Consider the following 16,834-nt stretch of genomic DNA (forward strand, 5'->3'; position numbering starts at 1 on the left):
CCCGCGGAGCGGGTCCCTCCGGGCTGCGCCCGTCACAGCGAGCCGGGTCGCTGCGCTCCCCGGCCGCTCCCGCTCCGCGTGAGCGGATGCGGCTCGCTCCGCTCACCGCCTGGCGGCACGCGCTCCGCGCGCACCGCCAAGGGAAGGGCAGCCGGGCCGCGTTGCGGCCCGGGGCCGGCCTCCGGCCGACCGGTGGCCTCCGCTGCGCTCCAGCCACCCGCCACACCACCGCCTGACCCCACGTCACCCGCCGTACCACGGGGCGCGCCACGCTCCGCGCGGCCCACCCACGGGCCTGCGGCCCGAGCAGCAGCAAGAGGAAGGGGAGGTGACAGGTAGTCGGGCGGGTGACGGGGACGCGGGGGCCGGCCACCCGGAGAGGGGGCGGGGACTGAGGGGCCGTCAAGGCCGTGGATTCGCTTGCGATAAGGCAAGACTAGCAGCTTTCGGCCACGTTAGAGGGAATCTCGGGATTCCGTGTGCTTCATTTTTGGAGTCGAGATAAGCTATGGACTCAGAGCACACCACCCCGGACCCCTCCGGAGCGATATCGAGATCCATCCCACGGCCTTGCCGGTGCTCTGGTGAGGCAGAGCACCGAGCCGATCGCATCCGTCCAACCGTAGCCCTCACAGCTCCTCTACGTGCAGGTTTCCCGTTTCCCGCCGCTCGCATCGACCGGACGGCACCCCAAGAGAAGGCAGGCGAATATGTCGAGCACAGACCGCGTTGACCAGCGCGAGGCAGCCCAGCGAGAAGCCATTGACGCGGTCGTGCGTGCCCTTGAATTGCCTGCAAGATCGCTTGTGCCCGAACGAGGGCTTCGAACGCAGGTGATCATGGCGACCGGCTCCGGGAAGACCCGGGTGGCGGTCCGCAGCGCGGAGGAGCTCCACGCGGGCCGCGTGCTGGTGCTCGTGCCCTCCCTGGACCTGCTCGCCCAGACCGAGGCCGCGTGGCGCGAGGGAGGCCGCAGGGGGCCGATGATCGGGGTGTCCTCGCTGCGGGGCGAGGAGGTGTCCTTCCCCAACACCACGGACGTGGACGAGCTGGTGGAGTGGACGCGGGGCCTGGACAAGGTGACCGTGTACGCCACGTACGCCAGCCTCGGGCTGGGCACGCTGGAGCGGGCGCACGCCGGGGGCCTCGCGGCTTGGGACCTGATCGTGGTGGACGAAGCCCACCGCGTTTCGGGCCGGATCGGGAAGCCGTGGGCGGTCGTTCACGACAACCGCAAGATCCCGTCCCTGCGCCGCCTCTACATGACGGCCACGCCCCGGCTGTGGCAGCTCGGGGACGAGGACGAGGCCGGCGCGCCCGGTGAGCTGGTCGCGAGCATGGAAGACGACCCGGAGGGCCCCTTCGGCAGCCGCTGCTTCACCCTGACCCTCTCGGACGCCATCGACCGGGGAATCTGTGCCCCCTACCAGGTCGTATGCGTGGACGTCACCGACACCGCGCTCCAGGCCGCACAGCTCCTGGGCGCCGAAGGCCGGTCGGCAGAGGTCCGCGGGGCGCGGCTCGCTGCCCTGCAGACCGCCCTGGTGAAGGCGTCGGCGGAGGAGAACTTCCGGCGCACGCTCGTCTTCCACCACCAGATCCGCGAGGCCGAAGCGTTCGCGGCCGGCCTTCCCGACGTCGCCGCGCAGCTGCACGCCGCCGACCCGGAGCTGTACCCGAAGACGATCTGGGCGGACTGGCTGTGCGGCGACCACAAGCCGCTCCACCGGCGCAGGCTGCTGGGCGAGTTCGCGGCCGGGATCGCCACGGACGGCACCGTGGTGGAGAAGTGCTTCCTGTGCTCGGTGAAGGTCCTGGGCGAGGGCGTAGACACCAAAAACTGCGACTCCGTGTACTGGGCCGACGTGCGCGGATCGATGCCCGACCTCGTCCAGGCCGTGGGCCGGGCCCTGCGGATGCAGCCCGGCGAGGGCAAGGTCGCCTCACTCGTGGTGCCCGTGCTGCTCGGGCCGGGCGAGACTGCGGACAACATGCTGACGAGCCGGGCGTTCGGCGGGCTCGCCAAGCTCCTGGAGGCGCTGCGGGCGCACGACGCGCGGATTGTGGAGAGCCTCGCGGAGCAGCAGGCCCCGAGCCGCTACAAGCCCGTCAGCAAGGACGAGAACGGGAAGAGCACGGGTGGGAGCGGTGAGGGCTCCGGAGGCGTCAGCGCCCCCGCCAAGGCCCTGCTGAAGTTCAGCACGCCCCGCGACCCGGCCGCGCTCGCCGCGTTCATCAACCTGCGGGTCCTCAACCCGGAGCACGAGCACTGGCGGCGGGGCGTGGAGGCAGCTGTCATCTACGCCCGCGAGCACGGCGACCTGAAGGTGCCGTTCACGTTCCGGGTGCCCGCCGTCGACGACCAGGAGGCGGAAGGCGCGGGGTGGCCGGCCTCGCTCGCCGGGTTCCCGCTCGGGCAGTGGACCGCCGACGCCAGGAGGTTCTACGCCCGCGGCGACATGGACGAAGACCGCGTCGCGCAGCTGGAGAAGCTCGGCATGATCTGGAGCCACTTCGACGTCGCGTGGGAGGAGGGCCTGTCCGCCGCGCGCGGGTGGGCAGCCGAACACGGGCACCTCCTGGCCCCGCTGGACGCCACCCACCAGGGGTACCGGGTGGGGATCTTTCTGAAGAACGCGCGGGCCGCCGCCCGGAAGGCTGCCGAGATCGAGCAGCGGCGTGCCGAAGGGCTGCCGGTGGAGTCGTCGGCCGGGGCGCTGTCGGACGAGCGGCGCGAGCAGCTGGAGGAGATCGACGCCTCTTGGTGCCCGAGCTGGCCGGTGACGTGGCAGCGGTGCTTCCACCTGGTCCGGATGCACCTGGACGCGGGCGAGGCGCTGCCCACCGAGGCGGGTGACGTCGTGCGCCAGGGCGAGGATCTCGGGCGGTGGGTGCAGTCCGTGCGGCTCGGCTGGGATCAGCTCACGACCGTGCAGCAGTGGATGTGCGAGCAGGTCCTCGGGATCGAGCCCGCAGCCGAGGACGAGAAGCCGCCGCCGCGCCGTACGCAGGCCGACAAGTGGGCGATGAACTACGAGGCCGCCAAGCAGTTCTACGAGCGCGAGGGACACCTCCAGGTCCCCAGGAAGCACGTCGAGCGGATCGTCGGCGAGGACCAGGAGGAGCGGGAGCACAAGCTGGGTGCCTGGATCGGGAATCAGCGCTCCCGGGCGGCGACGCTGACACCGGAGCGGATGGAGCTGCTGTCCGCGATCGGGATGCGCTGGTCGTGACGATAGGCGGGATCCTCTCCGTCATCACAGCAGCCAACGTGGAGGTCTTCCAGGCTTTCTCATCAGTTTCCGATTGGTTCAAACGGCTCGGCGTCCTCTTGTCGCGTATGTGGCCAGAACCGAGTGGTCAGGATGACGGCGTTAAACATAACATCTAGTTGTTCTAGTGCTACACAAACAATAGCGCTGAGGAGGGGTTTCATGAATCGCTCTGAGCAGACGTCCCGTGGTCGGAATATCAGCCCCTGGCAGTGGTGCGCTGGTCTGCCCTGCCTGGTGGCCGCACTGTTGGTGGCTGTGGTGTTCGCCGTGTCGTGGCAGGACCTGCCGGGCCCCATGGCGGTGCACTTCGACGAGGGGGGAGAAGTCAATCGGTCCGCCTCTCCGGTGCAGATGCTGCTGCTATCCGAGCTGACTCTGCTCACCCTCGGCGTGGGGTTGTCCCGGAGCGCGGTACGGGGGTCTCTCACCCTGCGGACGCTGTACGCCACATCTGTGGCGGCAGCCGTTTCCCTGGGGTACTTGTTCTCCGTCTTGGTGCTGGTGAATGCTGCCGCCGCCACCTCCGACGACGTGCAGATGCCGTTGTGGCACGTGGCCGTCGCCGCAGGGGGGGCCGTGGCCGCTGTTGGTGGGGCGTGGGTGCTGTTGCCCGGAGAGCACTCTGTTGGCGCGGGTCAGTCGGCTGATTCGGGTTCCGTGGGATTGCGGCGCGGTGAGACGGCTGTCTGGATTCGCAATATCGGGCCACGGTGGGTGACGGTCGTTGGGCTTTTCGGCGCGGTCGCCGCCGTGGCTGCTGGTGTGATCGGCTGGAACCCCGGCTTCTGGCTGTGGCCGGTGGGCCTGTTGATTGCAGTGATGGCCGGCGCTCGAGTAAGCGTTCATCGTGGAGGACTGACTGTCCGGCCGCCGTTGTTTGGCGTGCCTCGGGTACACATCCCGCTTCAGCGAATCGACAAGGCATGGGCCGCGGAGGTTCGGCCGTTGCAAGACCTGGGAGGCTGGGGGTACCGCGTCGCCAAGGGAAGGCGTGGACTTGCGCTGCGGTCCGGGCAAGCAGTGTGGCTGGAGCTGGAGGACGGCGGGCAGTTCGTCGTGGCGGTAAATGATGCCGCGACGGCGGCCGGACTGTTGGGCGACTTGCTGGCCGAGGATGCTCGACGGGACCGCTGAGATGCTGATTCGTATTGACGCCGGCTCCGCTGTCCCGCTGGCAGACCAGGTTGCGGCCTCCGTGCGACGGGCGCTGGCCCAGGGCGCTCTGAGCCCCGGAGATCGGCTGCCTGCTGCCCGGGAGGTGGCGCGGCTGCTTGAGGTCAACATCCATACCGTCCTACGCGGATACCAGCAGTTGCGCGATCAGCGTCTGATCGACCTCAGGCGTGGCCGGGGCGCGGTGGTGATCGCTGCCCCGGCGCAGGCACGACTCCGTGAAGTCGCCAGTCAGCTGGTGACCACAGCCCGCGAGGCCGGTGTCTCGGAATCCGAGGTCCTCGCCTTGCTGCGCGGTTGCTGGGCGGAGGAGCCGTGATCAGTACGCGGCTCGCGCAGACGCATATGGCCGCCCAGTGGCAGGCACAGCAACAGGAGGCCCGCCACCATCGCGAGCGCGAAACTCCACAGGCCCATCATCAGGGCGATGCACAGATGGAAGGCTATGCCGGCTGCGATGGGCCTGAAGGCCGCCGCTCGCGAGCTGGGGCGGCCGGTGGGGGAGATGGGCAACCCGGCCCGCGGCGCGGGTCCAGGAGCTCGCGCTTCCCATCCCGTGGCTGAACGGCCAGCTCGGGCCGTGGCGCCCGACGCAGGACCTCGTGGACCAGGTCCTCTTTCAACGTCGACGGTGAGGGTCTCGCTCATGCCGCCCGCCCCAGGGTGTGGGTGCCCGACCGTCCGGCGCGGCGTCCGTTGATGGACGGCACCGTGACGTGCTGCAGCCCGGCGAGGACCGCGCGGCCGGTGTGCTTGCCCGCGTACATCGCGGCGTCGGCGGCCCGCTGAAGCAGGGACAAGTCCCGAGTGCCGAGGACGTCGGGGCAGGCCGCGCCGACCGACGCGGCGACGTCGACCAGGACACCGTCGTCGACCTGAACCGGCTGCGCGAGCAGCTGCGTGAGCTGGGCGAGACGGAGCTCGCGGCGGGCGGGTCCGATCCGCACCGCGAAGGCGAACTCGTCCCCTCCGAGCCTGCCGACCGCCCCGCGGCTGCCCGCCCAGGCGGTGAGCCGCTGCGCGGTGGCGGCCAGGACGCGATCGCCGGCAGCGTGCCCGCCGGGTCCGTCATTGATCTGCTTGAAGTGGTCCAGGTCCACGATCCCGACCAGGGCGTGGTCGCCGTACCGGTCGGTGATCTGCCGGGCCTTGGCGGCGAAGCCGTCGCGTCCGAGCAGACCCGTGAGCGGGTCGCGGCGGGCGGCGGACAGCTTCCTGTGCAGGCTGACCGCGTGCACGGTCCAGCCGGTCAACGGCACGGCGAGCGTGGTGATGAACAGGGCGCGTTGCCCGATCGGGGCCTGTACGCGCACGGTGGAGGCCATACTGGTCTCTCCCTCTCGTCATGTACGGGATGGGTGGCCCGGGGCGGCCGACTGGTTTTCCGGCCTTTGGCGGCCGTCCCGGGGCGGACCTACAGCTCGAAGGGCTCGTGGCTGAGCCAGCTGTAGGGGTCGTGCCAAGGGCCGGCCTGCGCGGCCCGCCAGTCGAGCGCCCAGTCGGGCCGAAGCCCCCGCGCTCCCCAGCCCCCGGCCTGCTTGCCGGGAACCTCGACGCCGGCCTGCTGCGCGGCGAGCGCCGCGTCGTACACCTCGTGTGCGATGCGCAGGGCCTCGCTCTTGGACGACGCCTCGCCGGTGAAGACGTGTACGCCCTTCAGCTGGCGGTTGGTGTTGTGGTGTATCGGGACGTCAACCTCGAAGTAGCGAAGCGGCATGACGGCCCATCTCCCTCCATCGCTGGTCGTGACCCGGCGCTCAGTGGCCGGGCGCGTGGGCGGCGGTGATGCGGACGGTGTCCGCGAGCAGCACGGCCAGCTCGTGGCCGTGGCCGACGGCGTCCTCCAGGCGCTCGATGAGCTCCGGGGGCAGGCCGCGGTTGCGGGCGCCGGTCAGGACACCCTCCAGGTAGAGGACGTCGGCCAGGACGCGGCCGCGGACGTCCAGGACGCAGGGCTGCACGGCGAGGACGTCGGCGTTCTTCGCGGTCGCCAGGGCCGCGTGGTCGGCGGCTGCGGTGTAGGCGGTCTCGGTCTGCTCGGTGAGCAGCGCGTCGACCTGTGTGGTGTCGCCGTAGGCGCGGCGCCAGCCGAAGCGGGCGGCGGCAGCGTCCATGAGGGAGCGGCGGGCGAGGGGCACGGTGACCTCCGGGGAGGGCCGGTCGTCCGGTCTCGGCTGACCGGACGGACACCGCACGGCCCCGCCGTCGCCCGCCCGGGGGCAGTGCGGCGGGGCCGTACGGAGAGCGTCCGGTCAGCGCTGGGCGCGGCGCAGGATCGTGAACTCGGTGCCGGTGCCGTAGGTGCGCGGCTTGGCGGTCAGGAACTCCGGCTCCTCGTCCGCGAGGCGCTGCAACTCCTCCTCGATCCACTCGGTGGAGCGCTGAAGGGCGAGGCGGTCCAGGTGGAAGGCGGTGAGGTAGACCGTGGAGTCGTAGTCGGAGCGGCGTTCCGCGTTCAGCCGGCGGCGCACGATCTCGCGGGCGGTGTCGTCGTCGGGGCGGGCGGGCAGATCGCGGGGCAGCGCCCGGCACTGGGCGGCGTGGGCGTTGGCGATCTCCCCGCCCGCCTGCTCGGAAGCGATGCTGTAGTCCCGGTCCTTGGTGCGGGTGCGGTACGAGCATCCCAGGCAGGCGACGGCGTAAGTGGTGCCGTTGACGCCGGCGTCGGCGGTGTAGACGAGGACGACGGCACCGGCCAGCCCGAGGAAGCGCTGGGCGACGATCACACCCTCGGGCTTCCAGGTCTCGCCGATCTCCGGCCACGGCTGCGAGGTGTGCTCCGGCTCGGTGGCGGTGCGGGTGCGGGAGAAGAGGGTGAGTGGCATGGGGATCACTGCTCCTTCTGGTCGGCCTGGGCGTGGATGCGGGCGATGGTTCGGCGGGCGGCGGCGATCACGAACGGGGTGATGAGCGCGCCGGCGAGGCAGGCGTAGGTGGCGAAGAAGATGGCGGGGGTGCTCACCGGCTGTCGCCTCCCGTCGCCTGCCGGTCGGCGAGGGCCAAGAACTCCACGGCGAGGTCCGGCGCGGACAGGATGGTGCGCAGGATCGAGGCGAAGCCGTCGCGCTCGATGGGGTTGAGCCGGTCCCACACGGCGTGGGCGTCACTGTGAGCGCCGACGGCCTTGAGGTAGTCGTCCTCGGTGGTAGCGGTGTGCTCGATGCCGCACCGCCCGCACCGGAAGACGGCCTGGTCCCAGCCGCACGCGGACGTCACCGGCGGTCGCCCTTGCGCAGGGTGATCCAGGTGGTGTCCAGGGTGGCGGCCACGCCGATCGTGCGGTGCGCCGCCTGGTCCAGCGGCGGGCCCGAAGAACAGGCGTTAGCGATCACAGGCCCTCGCGGGGTCCCCCGGGACCAGCGGGTGTAGTCGATCGCGCTGGACACGTAACTCGTGTTCATCATGCTTCCGGCGTCGTCGATGCGGTCTCGCAGCTCTTCCAGGTGCCAGTCCGCCCACGCAAGCCGGTCAAGAAGCCATCGCGCATCTTCCGGCGTGAGCCGATCCGGGCGGGCTTGAAGCTCGGCAATCCGGGCTCGCTGCTCGGAGACGTAGTTGTCACCATCCGGCGTCACCGCGACCGCGTCGGCGGTGTAGCGGATGCTCTCGGGCTTGGGTTCGGTCATGCGGATTCTCCTTGGGGTGAAGTGCGCGGGCAGCCCAGATCACGCGCAGCCCGGCGTTGTCGGTGATCAGGGCAGCGGCTTCGTGCAGGGGGCAGGAGGCGTCGCCGTCGCGGTCGGGCTCGATCTGCTCGGCTCGCGTCGCGGCGGTGGTGAGCAGCTGCGCCACGGCCGCGAGGAAGCCGCCGGGCGGGTCGGTGTCCTCGATGAGCTCGCGCAGGATCGCGGCGAGCTCCTCCTGGTCGACGTCTTCGGCGCTGAGGTCGTCCTCGATCTGCTGGAGAGCCAGCGAGGCGATCCCGGCCGCGGCGCGGACGCGTTCGATGCGCGTACGGCGCGGGCCGGTCACCGAGTGGTGGCCTTGGCCGTGGCGACGAGCGCGGCGACGGTCTCCCAGGCGTGATGCCAGGAGTTGTCGAGGTGGAAGGCGCCGTTCATGCCGTGCGAGGCCAGCTGGTAGAAGTTGGTCTTGCCGGTCTTGTCGGCGAGCTTCTCCAGAACCCCGTGGCCGGGCACCCGGCGGTCCGCGATGTAGTGCGTGCCGAAGGAGAGGGCGAGCGCGGCCGCGGCCGCGCCCGGGTGGACCCGGATGCCCAGCGCGCGGGCCCCGAGCCCGGTGACGACCGCCTGCGTGGCCGTGTAGGTGAGGCAGTGGTGCAGGCACGCCTTGCGACCGTCTGCTGTGCCGTGGGTGGTCTTCTCCTTGGTGGCCGGGTCCTCGTAGGTCACCGGGGCGTCGTCGGAGGCGCCCTTCACCCGGGCGCAGAAGTCGTTCTGGACCCAAAAGTCGCCGACCGCGCTGGCGGCGCGGGTCAGTCCGAGCAGGGCGGCGAAGACGGCGGGACGATGCATGCTGGAGGTCTCCTGATCTCGAAGAGGGTGAGGGAGCGGGTGGCCGGCCCTTTGCCGATGCACGGCGACCCGGCGATCCCGACCCCGGCCGGTGCGGCCGGGGTCGGGTCGTTCAGAACTCGTTCAGAACGGGGCTCGTTGTCCCAGGCCGAGGCGGGCAGAAGCCGGACGCGCAGCTCGGGCCGGTCCGACCAGCAGCCGCACGCCTCCATCTCCGGGTTCGCGCCGCCGGTCCACCAGCCGCCCTCGCCGTGGCAGCGCGGGCAGCCCGGCCGGGGCTGGGCGGTGATCTCGATGCGGTGCCTGTCGACGTGGAGCTTGAGGTGGCCGGCCCTCAGCGCGGCGGTGGCCGTCGCCGCGGCAAGCGGGAGGGCGGCGGCGAGCAGCAGGGCGCCGCGCAGGTGGCGGGCGGTCACTTGAGCGGGATGGCGCGGCAGGTGGCGGCGTGGTTGTTGGCGTCCGGCCGGATGCCGAACAGGAAGTCCCCCTGGACCACCTGGAAGGAGTCTCCGCAGCCGTGGCAGTTCCAGCGGTTCTTGTCGGTGTGCTCGCCGGGGCCGGTGACGTCCACGTACGAGCCGCCGACCGTGATGAACCTGATCAGCAGGTCCTTGGGGCGGTCCGGCTCGATGAAGGCGGCGAGGGTGGCGGTGCTCATGGACTGGTGTCCTCTCGGATCAGGCAGCAAGCAGGTGCTTGGCCGGGGGAGCGATGTAGGAGGCGGGGTCGGCGGGCGTGCCGTCGTAGCACTCCAGGCCTGTTAACCGAACTAACTCGGCTGTCTTCGCAGGTCAGACCGGGTATCTGCTAGCTTCCCGAGGTGCTTGATGACCAGCGGTCCGGAAGGGACCTGAGGAACTTTGTCCTGCCTGAGTTAGGCCAGTTACTGAAGACAGGAGATCCCTGGGAGCCGTACAGGGTTCTGGATGGACGCGGCAGGCCGGTCGAGCCCGCTGCGCTCTACCTCAAGGAGCTGATGGCGAGGGACAGCTCGCCGTTGACGCCACGTTCGTACGGCATGGATCTGCTGCGCTGGTTCCGGTTCCTCTGGGCGCTCGGGATCGAGTGGGACCGCGCGACCCGGGAAGACGCCCGGGACTTCATGTTGTGGATGAAGGTGGCGGACAAGCCGAAGCGGGTCCATTGGCGCCATCGCGGCAAGGCTCTCTCCAAGATCCCGCCGCCTCGCAGTGGCAGGCCGGCGCCGGGGACACCGAATCCGGTGACTGGTAAGCCCACGGTCGGGGCCAAGTACTCGCCGGCAACCCGGGCTCATTGCGAGACGGTGCTGCGGGAGTTCTACAACTTCCATCTGGGTGAAAGCACCGGTTCGTTGCTGGTGAATCCCTTCCCGTTGGTCCGTGGGCGCCGCTTGTCCCAGCTCGGGGCACAGCGTGATGATGGGAAGAAGCACCGGAACCGACGGGCGGGCCTCTACCGGCCGACCGTTCCGCAGCGGGTTCCGCGGCGGATTCCCGACGAGATGTACACCAAGGTCTTCGCCGGGCTCCGTTCTCATCGGGACCGCGCCTTGCTGGCCTTCTGGGTCGCCACTGGCGCCCGCGCCGAGGAGCTGCTCACGGTCAAGCAGGGCGGCGCGGTTGTCGGCGAGCAGACCGTCAGTGTGCTCCGCAAGGGCACCCGCGACCATCAGGACCTGGCCGCAACCCCGGATGCGTTCGTCTGGCTGCGGCTCTACCAAGAGTCCGCCTGGAAGAAGGGCGTCCCCCGCGGCCGCCACCATGCGCTGTGGTGGACGCTGCGGCGTCCATGGCGGCCGCTGGAATACGACGCGGCGCGCATGATGTTCAACCGTGCCAACGATCTCCTGGGCGCCAACTGGACCCTCCACGATCTGCGGCACACGGCGACGTTCCTGATGCTCGATGACCCGAACATGCCGCCGGTCTACGTGCAAAAGATCCTCGGTCACAAGTACCTGTCGACCCTGGACATCTACAACCGTCCGACCAGGGACGACGTCATCAGAGTCGGCCTTGCACACCACGCCCGTCAGGAGAAGCGACGCGAGGAGACCCCTGTGCCTGTTGACGAGCCGTCCTACAACCCCGACTCCTTGTCCATCCTCTTCGGCCGGGACGCGTCATGACGAGCACTGCGACTCACGTCGGCTCGAGCTTCGTTCCGAAGGTCACCAGCATGGTGGGCGCCGAAGCGCTCAGGCTGATGAACCGATTCCCGCATCGGGAGAGACCAAGCACGTGGGAAGCGACCGCCGTCACGCGTGAAGAGGTCCTTGAGCGGCTGGCTCGCCCACCGCTACGAGCTGTGGAACCCAGTGCCCAGGCGAATCGGATGTTCGGGGCACGTCTCCTGCTCGACTGGCTGATGACGTTTCCTGGAGAAACCTGGCAGCAGCGCTGGCAGACGAGCCCTGCCCACGGCCAGCACATTGCGTCGCAGGGGTGGAGGGATGCCTTCGCAGCTTGGGCCCGCCCGGAAGGGCGAGTATCTCGCCGTGAAACGCTCCTCGTCGGGTTGCTGGCGCTGCTCTGCGCGGATGCCGTCAGACCTGACCCAGAATTCCTCATCGGGTCAAGATCGCGGCATCTTCGGCCGGCTCTGGAGACCACGCGCGACCCCGAGGGGTTCGCCCGCTTGAGGGCTTCACTGCCGACCAACATCTCGGCTGCGAACATCTCGTCCGGACTGAAGACCATTGCGGAGATCATGGCCTGTCGAGGCGGCGCCATCGAGGACATCGTCGTCGGCGACCTGCTGCTGTGGCAAAGCAAGAATCCGAGCAACAGCAATGGGCGGATCCAGCTTGCCTACACCTGGCTACGCGACTTAGGTCTCTTTCCAGCAGACGCGCCGCACACGCTGTTCCGGATCTCGAACCGTACGGGGCAACTTACCCCGGCGGACCTTGTCGACCGCTACGAACTGCAGTGCCGTCCGATCCGCGATCTCTTGGTCGCCTACCTCTCCCATCGGTCCGTAGGGCTCGACTTCACGACGCTGCAGGCGCTCACGATCTCGCTGGCGCTACGGTTCTGGGGCGACTTGGAGCGGCATCATCCGGGCATCGACTCTCTTCGGCTGCCTGCCGAGGTGATCACTGCCTGGAAGGTCCGCCTGGCTACGAAGACCGTCCGCAAGCGTCTACCCGATGGATCATTTCGGGAGTTCACAGAGCCACGCCGAGGTGCGATCGGGATCAAAACCCAGGTCAGAGCCTTCTACCTGGACCTGGCGGAGTGGGCAGTGGAGGACCCCGGTCACTGGGCCGCCTGGGTGGCGCCCTGCCCGATCAGCGAAGCCGAGTGCTCGGGAAGAAGGGCTGAGAAGCAGCTCAAGGCCCGCATGGACCAACGTACTCGCGAGCGCCTGCCGGCCCTGCCCACGCTGGTGAAGACGGCTCACCGCCTGCTGAAAGAGGCCACCATGCGCCTCGATGCACTCAACGCTGCCCCGCTCGGTTCGGATTTCAGCGTGCTTGGTGAGACCTTCAGAGTCCCGCGCTTCAGCAAATGCGCTGACGGGCGCCCGATCCATGCCTGGGATGCGAAGGGCACCCGGCGCTCATTCGCGGGTGAGGAACGCAGCGCATTCTGGGGGTGGGCTGCCATCGAGATCTTGCGGCACACCGGCATCCGCATCGAGGAACTCCTCGAGCTGGGGCACCACAGCATCGTCAGCTACAAGCTCCCCACCACCGGACAGACGGTTCCGCTCTTGCAAATCGCCCCGTCGAAGACCGACCAAGAGCGACTTGTCCTGGTCACGCCGGAGCTGGCGGACGTGTTGAGCACGGTCGTCTCTCGAGTCCGAGGCTCGGATGGGAGAGTCCCCGTTGTTCGTAGCTACGACCACTACGAACGGGTCTGGAACCCGCCGATGCCTCTCCTGTTCCAGGATCGCTCTGGCGGCTACCTGCGTCCGCTGTCACGAGCGACGATCCGTCGGGGACTCGACGTCACCTTGTTGGCCTCAGGTCTGACGGACAGCGCGGGTGACCCCCTCATCTTCCAGCCCCACGACTTCCGCCGGATCTTCATCACGGACTCCATCCTCAAGGGCCTGCCCCCTCACATCGCCCAGGTCATCGCTGGTCACGACCACATCGGAACGACGATGGGATACGCCGCGATCTACCCCACTGATGCCATCGAGGCACACCGAGCGTTCATCGCCCGGCGCCGGGCTCTGCGGCCTGCCGACGAATACCGCACCGTCACCCCTGAGGAATGGGGAGAGTTCCTCGGACACTTTGAGCGCCGCAAGCTCGCCTTGGGCGACTGCGGCCGCGCATACGGAACTGACTGTGCTCACGAACACGCTTGCGTCCGATGCCCCGCCCTGATCGTCCACGCGACAGAACGTCCCCGGCTTGTCGAAATCCGCGACAACCTCCTCACGCGCATCTTGGAAGCCGAAAGGGAGGGCTGGCTCGGCGAGATCGAAGGGCTGCAGAGCAGCCTGACCCACGCCGAGGAGAAGCTAGCCCAACTCGACGCCCAGATCTCCCGGAAGCAGGAGTCTGTCGACCTGGGAATCCCTACCTTCCGGGAGATCGTTGCTCGCAGCACTGCGGCGGCCACCCCGCCGGGGCCTGCGTGACTGAACGGCTGTCAATCCGGCGTGCTCAGCGGACACCGCCACAGAACGCGGCGCTTGGACGAGCTTCGTCCACGCGGATGATCTACACCACCCCGACCCCGGCCACGGGCCACGTTCTACGGGCGGCGGGCCAGCAGGTGGGTGTCGAGGAAGCCCCGCTCGGACGCTGGGTCGTGGAGCAACCGAGCCACCGTGACGAGTCCGGCCCCGGCCAGCAACTCGGCAAACTGCTCCGCCGGCCAGCTATAGGCAGGCGCCACCTTGTGGTCGAAGCGGACAGGCTCCGGCCCTTCGGTTCCGAAGAAGGACACCAGGAGCAGGCCCCCTGGTGCCAAGACACGCACCTGCTCAGCGAGAAGCGCCGGCAATTCTTCAGGTGGGGTATGGATCATCGAGTAGTGGGCCAGCACTCCGCCGAGCGCGCCGTCCTCGACCGGCAGGGCCTCCATTCGTGCTTCGTCGAACCGCAGCGCCGGATGGGCCCGCCGGGCGTGGGCGACCATAGCCGGGGAGAGGTCGAGCCCGAAGGCGTCCAACCCCAAGTCGTGCAACATGGCGGTCAAATGGCCGGGCCCGCACCCGACGTCGGCTGCCCGCAGGTTCCCCGTGCCACGCACGAGCTCGGCAAAGGTGCCGATCATGTTCCGCGCGAACGGCTGCGTCTCCAACCGATTAGCGAACATCGACGCATACAGTTCGACGACCCCGTCGTAGGCCGCCCTGGTCTCGTCCTGGTGTTTTAACACGGCAGTGAAGCTAACACCCGCGTCGTTTCACAGCAGTTCTCCGGCCCCATACCGGCTCCTTCCCCGCAGGACTGATCGTCCTGTCACCTGACCACGGGACGCCCCGGTAGTTCGGAGAAGAGATCCAGCACACCAAGTCGACCATCTGGCCGGGCCGCGGCGGGGGCAACGCCTCGTAGTGGCGCCGTACGTGGAGTGGTTCGACAACGAAGGGCGGCTTGCGGTCAAGGACAGCAGGACCGGCGGATATTACCTGTCCTACAACCAGCAATGCCTGGCCATCTTCCGATCGGTTACCGAGGACGGATCACTCGAAGGAGCTGTCTCCTCCGAAGCCGAGCGGGCTGGTATCCACCGGTCACAGATTCGCGGCGAGATCGAGTACATCGCCCACGGCCTGTACCGCAAGGGACTGCTGCGGCCGCGAGCTGCTACGAGCTGATGCAGTCAACCCGTCCAGGTTCGATGACAAATGGTCCAGATTCGTGTCACCGGACACAGTCGGTCGCTGGCGGTGATTAGCGGGCGGGATGAGCGCGGGCGAGGAGCACGGCGAGTTCACCGGCGGCTTCGGGTTCGGCGGTGGCGAGTCGGGCCGCGAACGCCAGCTGGTCGACGTCGGCGTCGGGGACCAGGCGGGCGAGTTCGGCGAGCAGCGCGGCGTGGGCGAGGACCGGTGGGGTGAGAAGGCCGGCGGCTTCCTCGCGGCCTGCGGGGTCACGGTAGTGGCCGCGGTGGGCGGCGAGGGCGTGGGCGAGCCAGGCGTCGACGTCGGCCTGGACGTATCCGCCGGCTCGCCGCGTGAGTTCGTCCCGGGCGGCTTCGTCCCCGGTGCGGGGCTCGGCCTGCTCCAGCGTGCCGAGCTTGCGCAGCGCCTGGAGCTCATCGGCGCGGGCCGCGACCCGGGCGGCTTCGCGCAGTTCGGCCTCGCGGGCGGCGGCGGCCGCGGCTTCGGCCGCGAGTTCGGCGCGGACGACGTCGTCGGTGTCCGGGTCGTAGACGGTGCCCGCCGGCGCGGTGGCGAGCAGCTGGTCGATGCGCTCCCACTCCGCGAGCTCCGCCGGGCCGCGGACGTCGTCGGCCAGGTCCTCGTGCCGGGAGTCCTGCCGGGCGTCGAACCGCGCGTCCTCGAGGGTGGCCGCGACGGCGCCGGCGTCCATGCCCTTCGCCCGACGCCGTACGACGCGGCGGCCGATCCGGGCCGGGTCGACCGGCTCGCGGGGCGCGGCGACGCGCGGGGCGAGCGGACGGCGGGCGGAGCGCCGGGGCGGCCAGGGCGTGGTCATCGTCGGCCTCAATTCGTGGTGCGGATGCGGGAGCGGGCCGCCGTCAGAGCGCTGTCCGGCGGCCCGAGGGATTGTTTTATAGCAGGCGCGGAAATCGACCGGGTCAAAATAGGAACTCGATTGCTTGAACGTGTGTGAAATCCGCGCGCAGGCCATCGGCCCGGGTGCCTCATTCGTGAAATACGACTCGGTGATGGCCTCCGCGACGATCGGATGCAGATCCTCCTCTGTCGCTCCGGCCTCCTGGAGCTCCAGGATCTGCTTCGCGTAGGTGGGTGAGATCGGGGTGGTGATGGTGCGTATGCGGCCGTCGTCCGAGCTGCCCGAGCACGTGAATCCGAAGTACGCCGTCACCTCCACCATCATCCCGCTGGACATGGAAGCCTGTTGACGTGCCTGTGCCCTGACCTGCGGTTGCCACTCGGACTCGGTCTCTTCCGCCAGGGCGGCCTGGAGGCGCTTCTGCGGGATCTTCAGCTTCCGGGCGCGGTAGCGCTCGATCGTGCGGGTCGAGGTGCCCAGGCGCTCCGCCAGGGCCTTGGCCGACCCCTTCACCCGCGTGAGGAGGAATTTCACCTGTGCATTCGCGGATTTCGGCGCGGGCCGGGTGAAGACCTTCCGCTCCGCCCGCTCGAGGGCCTCCAGGACCTTGCCGCGACGTAGGGCCGGCCGCTGCTGCTCGTGTTCGCTCATGCCTCCAGGGGCTCACGGCTCGCCTGTGGACAGAGGCGGGCGCCCGCGCCGGGGCCGGTGCTGTCGGCGTCCGTTGTGACTTTGATCGGTGGTTGGCGGACTTGATTTCTGGTTGGCGAGCCCATCGGAGGTCACGCCTGAACCCCCCGCAGGGAAGCCGGTGATCACGCCGCCCGCAACAGCGGCCCCACACCGGTCAGCTCAAAGACACGCTCAGCACACCGCGACAGTCCCTCACAGGCCAGGACGACCCGGTTTCGCCGCGCGACCTCGCGCGCTGCGAGAAGAACGTTCACGCAAGAACAGTCACAGAAGGACACACCACTGAGGTCCACCGGAACGCGACCGGTATCGCTGGTCACAGCCCTCTCAAGGACCTCACCCAACCGAGGCGAGGTGCCATGGTCCACCTCGCCCACCACCGTCTCGCGAAACCCCAACGCGCTCGACACGCGAAAGCGTCCGCCGGCCTCGTCTGCCAGGGCACTGTCCACGGGCCCAGCCTCTTTACAAGTCATCTCAATTGGTCAGTCGTCGGTAGCAGATGAGGGTGCAGGCGATGCTGGTAAAGGCCAGGAAGTGGCTGGCTTTGCGTTCGTAGC

Annotated in this window: 19 protein-coding genes and 1 pseudogene; 6 read left to right on the plus strand and 14 right to left on the minus strand. The window is 69.1% G+C overall.

The window, feature by feature from the left end:
• Window positions 1-710: 710 nt before the first annotated feature.
• The 3 genes from ACZ6KF_RS33215 to ACZ6KF_RS33225 all read left to right on the plus strand — a co-directional run bounded on the left by ACZ6KF_RS33215 (window position 711) and on the right by ACZ6KF_RS33225 (window position 4,767).
• Window positions 711-3,233: a helicase associated domain-containing protein gene (locus ACZ6KF_RS33215; RefSeq protein ID WP_469160999.1), complete on the plus strand. Its 2,523-nt coding sequence runs from the start codon at window positions 711-713 to the stop codon at window positions 3,231-3,233.
• 201 nt (window positions 3,234-3,434) lie between these two features.
• A complete protein-coding gene (locus tag ACZ6KF_RS33220; RefSeq protein ID WP_469160998.1) occupies window positions 3,435-4,409 on the plus strand; it encodes a DUF1648 domain-containing protein in 975 nt (324 codons plus the stop codon).
• Window position 4,410: 1 nt separating this feature from the next.
• Window positions 4,411-4,767, plus strand: a complete 357-nt coding sequence (locus ACZ6KF_RS33225; protein ID WP_469161001.1) for a GntR family transcriptional regulator — start codon at window positions 4,411-4,413, stop codon at window positions 4,765-4,767.
• A gap of 325 nt (window positions 4,768-5,092) precedes the next feature.
• On the opposite strand, the gene ACZ6KF_RS33230 is transcribed toward ACZ6KF_RS33225, so the two are convergent.
• The 11 genes and pseudogenes from ACZ6KF_RS33230 to ACZ6KF_RS33280 all read right to left on the minus strand — a co-directional run bounded on the left by ACZ6KF_RS33230 (window position 5,093) and on the right by ACZ6KF_RS33280 (window position 9,581).
• Window positions 5,093-5,773, minus strand: a complete 681-nt coding sequence (locus ACZ6KF_RS33230; protein ID WP_469241913.1) for a GGDEF domain-containing protein — start codon at window positions 5,771-5,773, stop codon at window positions 5,093-5,095.
• Between the two features lie 89 nt (window positions 5,774-5,862).
• Window positions 5,863-6,165: a hypothetical protein gene (locus ACZ6KF_RS33235; RefSeq protein WP_469179536.1), complete on the minus strand. Its 303-nt coding sequence runs from the start codon at window positions 6,163-6,165 to the stop codon at window positions 5,863-5,865.
• Between the two features lie 40 nt (window positions 6,166-6,205).
• On the minus strand, window positions 6,206-6,586 hold the full coding sequence (locus ACZ6KF_RS33240; RefSeq protein WP_469179534.1) for a hypothetical protein: 381 nt from the start codon (window positions 6,584-6,586) through the stop codon (window positions 6,206-6,208).
• Window positions 6,587-6,700: 114 nt separating this feature from the next.
• On the minus strand, window positions 6,701-7,273 hold the full coding sequence (locus tag ACZ6KF_RS33245) for a hypothetical protein (protein ID WP_469179532.1): 573 nt from the start codon (window positions 7,271-7,273) through the stop codon (window positions 6,701-6,703).
• 5 nt (window positions 7,274-7,278) lie between these two features.
• Window positions 7,279-7,410: a hypothetical protein gene (locus ACZ6KF_RS33250; protein WP_469179530.1), complete on the minus strand. Its 132-nt coding sequence runs from the start codon at window positions 7,408-7,410 to the stop codon at window positions 7,279-7,281.
• Entirely contained in the window at window positions 7,407-7,664 is a 258-nt protein-coding gene (locus tag ACZ6KF_RS33255; protein ID WP_469179528.1) for a hypothetical protein, read from the minus strand. The genes ACZ6KF_RS33250 and ACZ6KF_RS33255 overlap by 4 nt, the downstream gene beginning before the upstream one ends.
• Window positions 7,661-8,074 carry a hypothetical protein gene (locus ACZ6KF_RS33260; protein WP_469179526.1) on the minus strand — a complete coding sequence of 138 codons (414 nt, stop codon included), beginning with the start codon at window positions 8,072-8,074 and terminating at the stop codon, window positions 7,661-7,663. Before ACZ6KF_RS33260 ends, ACZ6KF_RS33255 begins: the two co-directional genes overlap by 4 nt.
• Before the next feature lie 10 nt (window positions 8,075-8,084).
• Window positions 8,085-8,420, minus strand: a pseudogene (locus ACZ6KF_RS33265) (hypothetical protein); the annotation flags it as partial.
• Window positions 8,417-8,923: a hypothetical protein gene (locus ACZ6KF_RS33270; protein ID WP_469179524.1), complete on the minus strand. Its 507-nt coding sequence runs from the start codon at window positions 8,921-8,923 to the stop codon at window positions 8,417-8,419. The pseudogene ACZ6KF_RS33265 and the gene ACZ6KF_RS33270, both read right to left, overlap by 4 nt.
• Complete coding sequence (locus ACZ6KF_RS33275) at window positions 8,884-9,339, minus strand: hypothetical protein (protein ID WP_469179522.1); 456 nt, start codon at window positions 9,337-9,339, stop codon at window positions 8,884-8,886. Before ACZ6KF_RS33275 ends, ACZ6KF_RS33270 begins: the two co-directional genes overlap by 40 nt.
• Window positions 9,336-9,581, minus strand: a complete 246-nt coding sequence (locus tag ACZ6KF_RS33280) for a hypothetical protein (protein WP_469179520.1) — start codon at window positions 9,579-9,581, stop codon at window positions 9,336-9,338. Before ACZ6KF_RS33280 ends, ACZ6KF_RS33275 begins: the two co-directional genes overlap by 4 nt.
• 162 nt (window positions 9,582-9,743) lie before the next feature.
• Between ACZ6KF_RS33280 and ACZ6KF_RS33285 the strand changes: the two genes are divergently transcribed.
• Together ACZ6KF_RS33285 and ACZ6KF_RS33290 are read left to right on the plus strand one after the other, a co-directional pair.
• The gene (locus ACZ6KF_RS33285; RefSeq protein WP_469241915.1) at window positions 9,744-11,033 is read left to right on the plus strand and encodes a tyrosine-type recombinase/integrase; all 1,290 of its coding nucleotides are present in this window, start codon (window positions 9,744-9,746) and stop codon (window positions 11,031-11,033) included.
• On the plus strand, window positions 11,030-13,507 hold the full coding sequence (locus ACZ6KF_RS33290) for a tyrosine-type recombinase/integrase (RefSeq protein WP_469241917.1): 2,478 nt from the start codon (window positions 11,030-11,032) through the stop codon (window positions 13,505-13,507). The genes ACZ6KF_RS33285 and ACZ6KF_RS33290 overlap by 4 nt, the downstream gene beginning before the upstream one ends.
• Before the next feature lie 116 nt (window positions 13,508-13,623).
• Here ACZ6KF_RS33290 and ACZ6KF_RS33295 read toward each other — a convergent pair whose 3' ends face one another.
• Entirely contained in the window at window positions 13,624-14,253 is a 630-nt protein-coding gene (locus ACZ6KF_RS33295; RefSeq protein WP_469160866.1) for a class I SAM-dependent methyltransferase, read from the minus strand.
• 190 nt (window positions 14,254-14,443) lie between these two features.
• Between ACZ6KF_RS33295 and ACZ6KF_RS33300 the strand changes: the two genes are divergently transcribed.
• Complete coding sequence (locus ACZ6KF_RS33300; RefSeq protein WP_469241919.1) at window positions 14,444-14,695, plus strand: hypothetical protein; 252 nt, start codon at window positions 14,444-14,446, stop codon at window positions 14,693-14,695.
• Between the two features lie 76 nt (window positions 14,696-14,771).
• On the opposite strand, the gene tpg is transcribed toward ACZ6KF_RS33300, so the two are convergent.
• Entirely contained in the window at window positions 14,772-16,232 is a 1,461-nt protein-coding gene (gene tpg / locus ACZ6KF_RS33305; protein WP_469241921.1) for a telomere-protecting terminal protein Tpg, read from the minus strand.
• Between the two features lie 164 nt (window positions 16,233-16,396).
• The gene (locus ACZ6KF_RS33310) at window positions 16,397-16,726 is read right to left on the minus strand and encodes an STAS domain-containing protein (RefSeq protein ID WP_469241923.1); all 330 of its coding nucleotides are present in this window, start codon (window positions 16,724-16,726) and stop codon (window positions 16,397-16,399) included.
• Window positions 16,727-16,834: the final 108 nt, after the last annotated feature.

The organism is Streptomyces sp. NPDC046379, assembly GCF_055587785.1.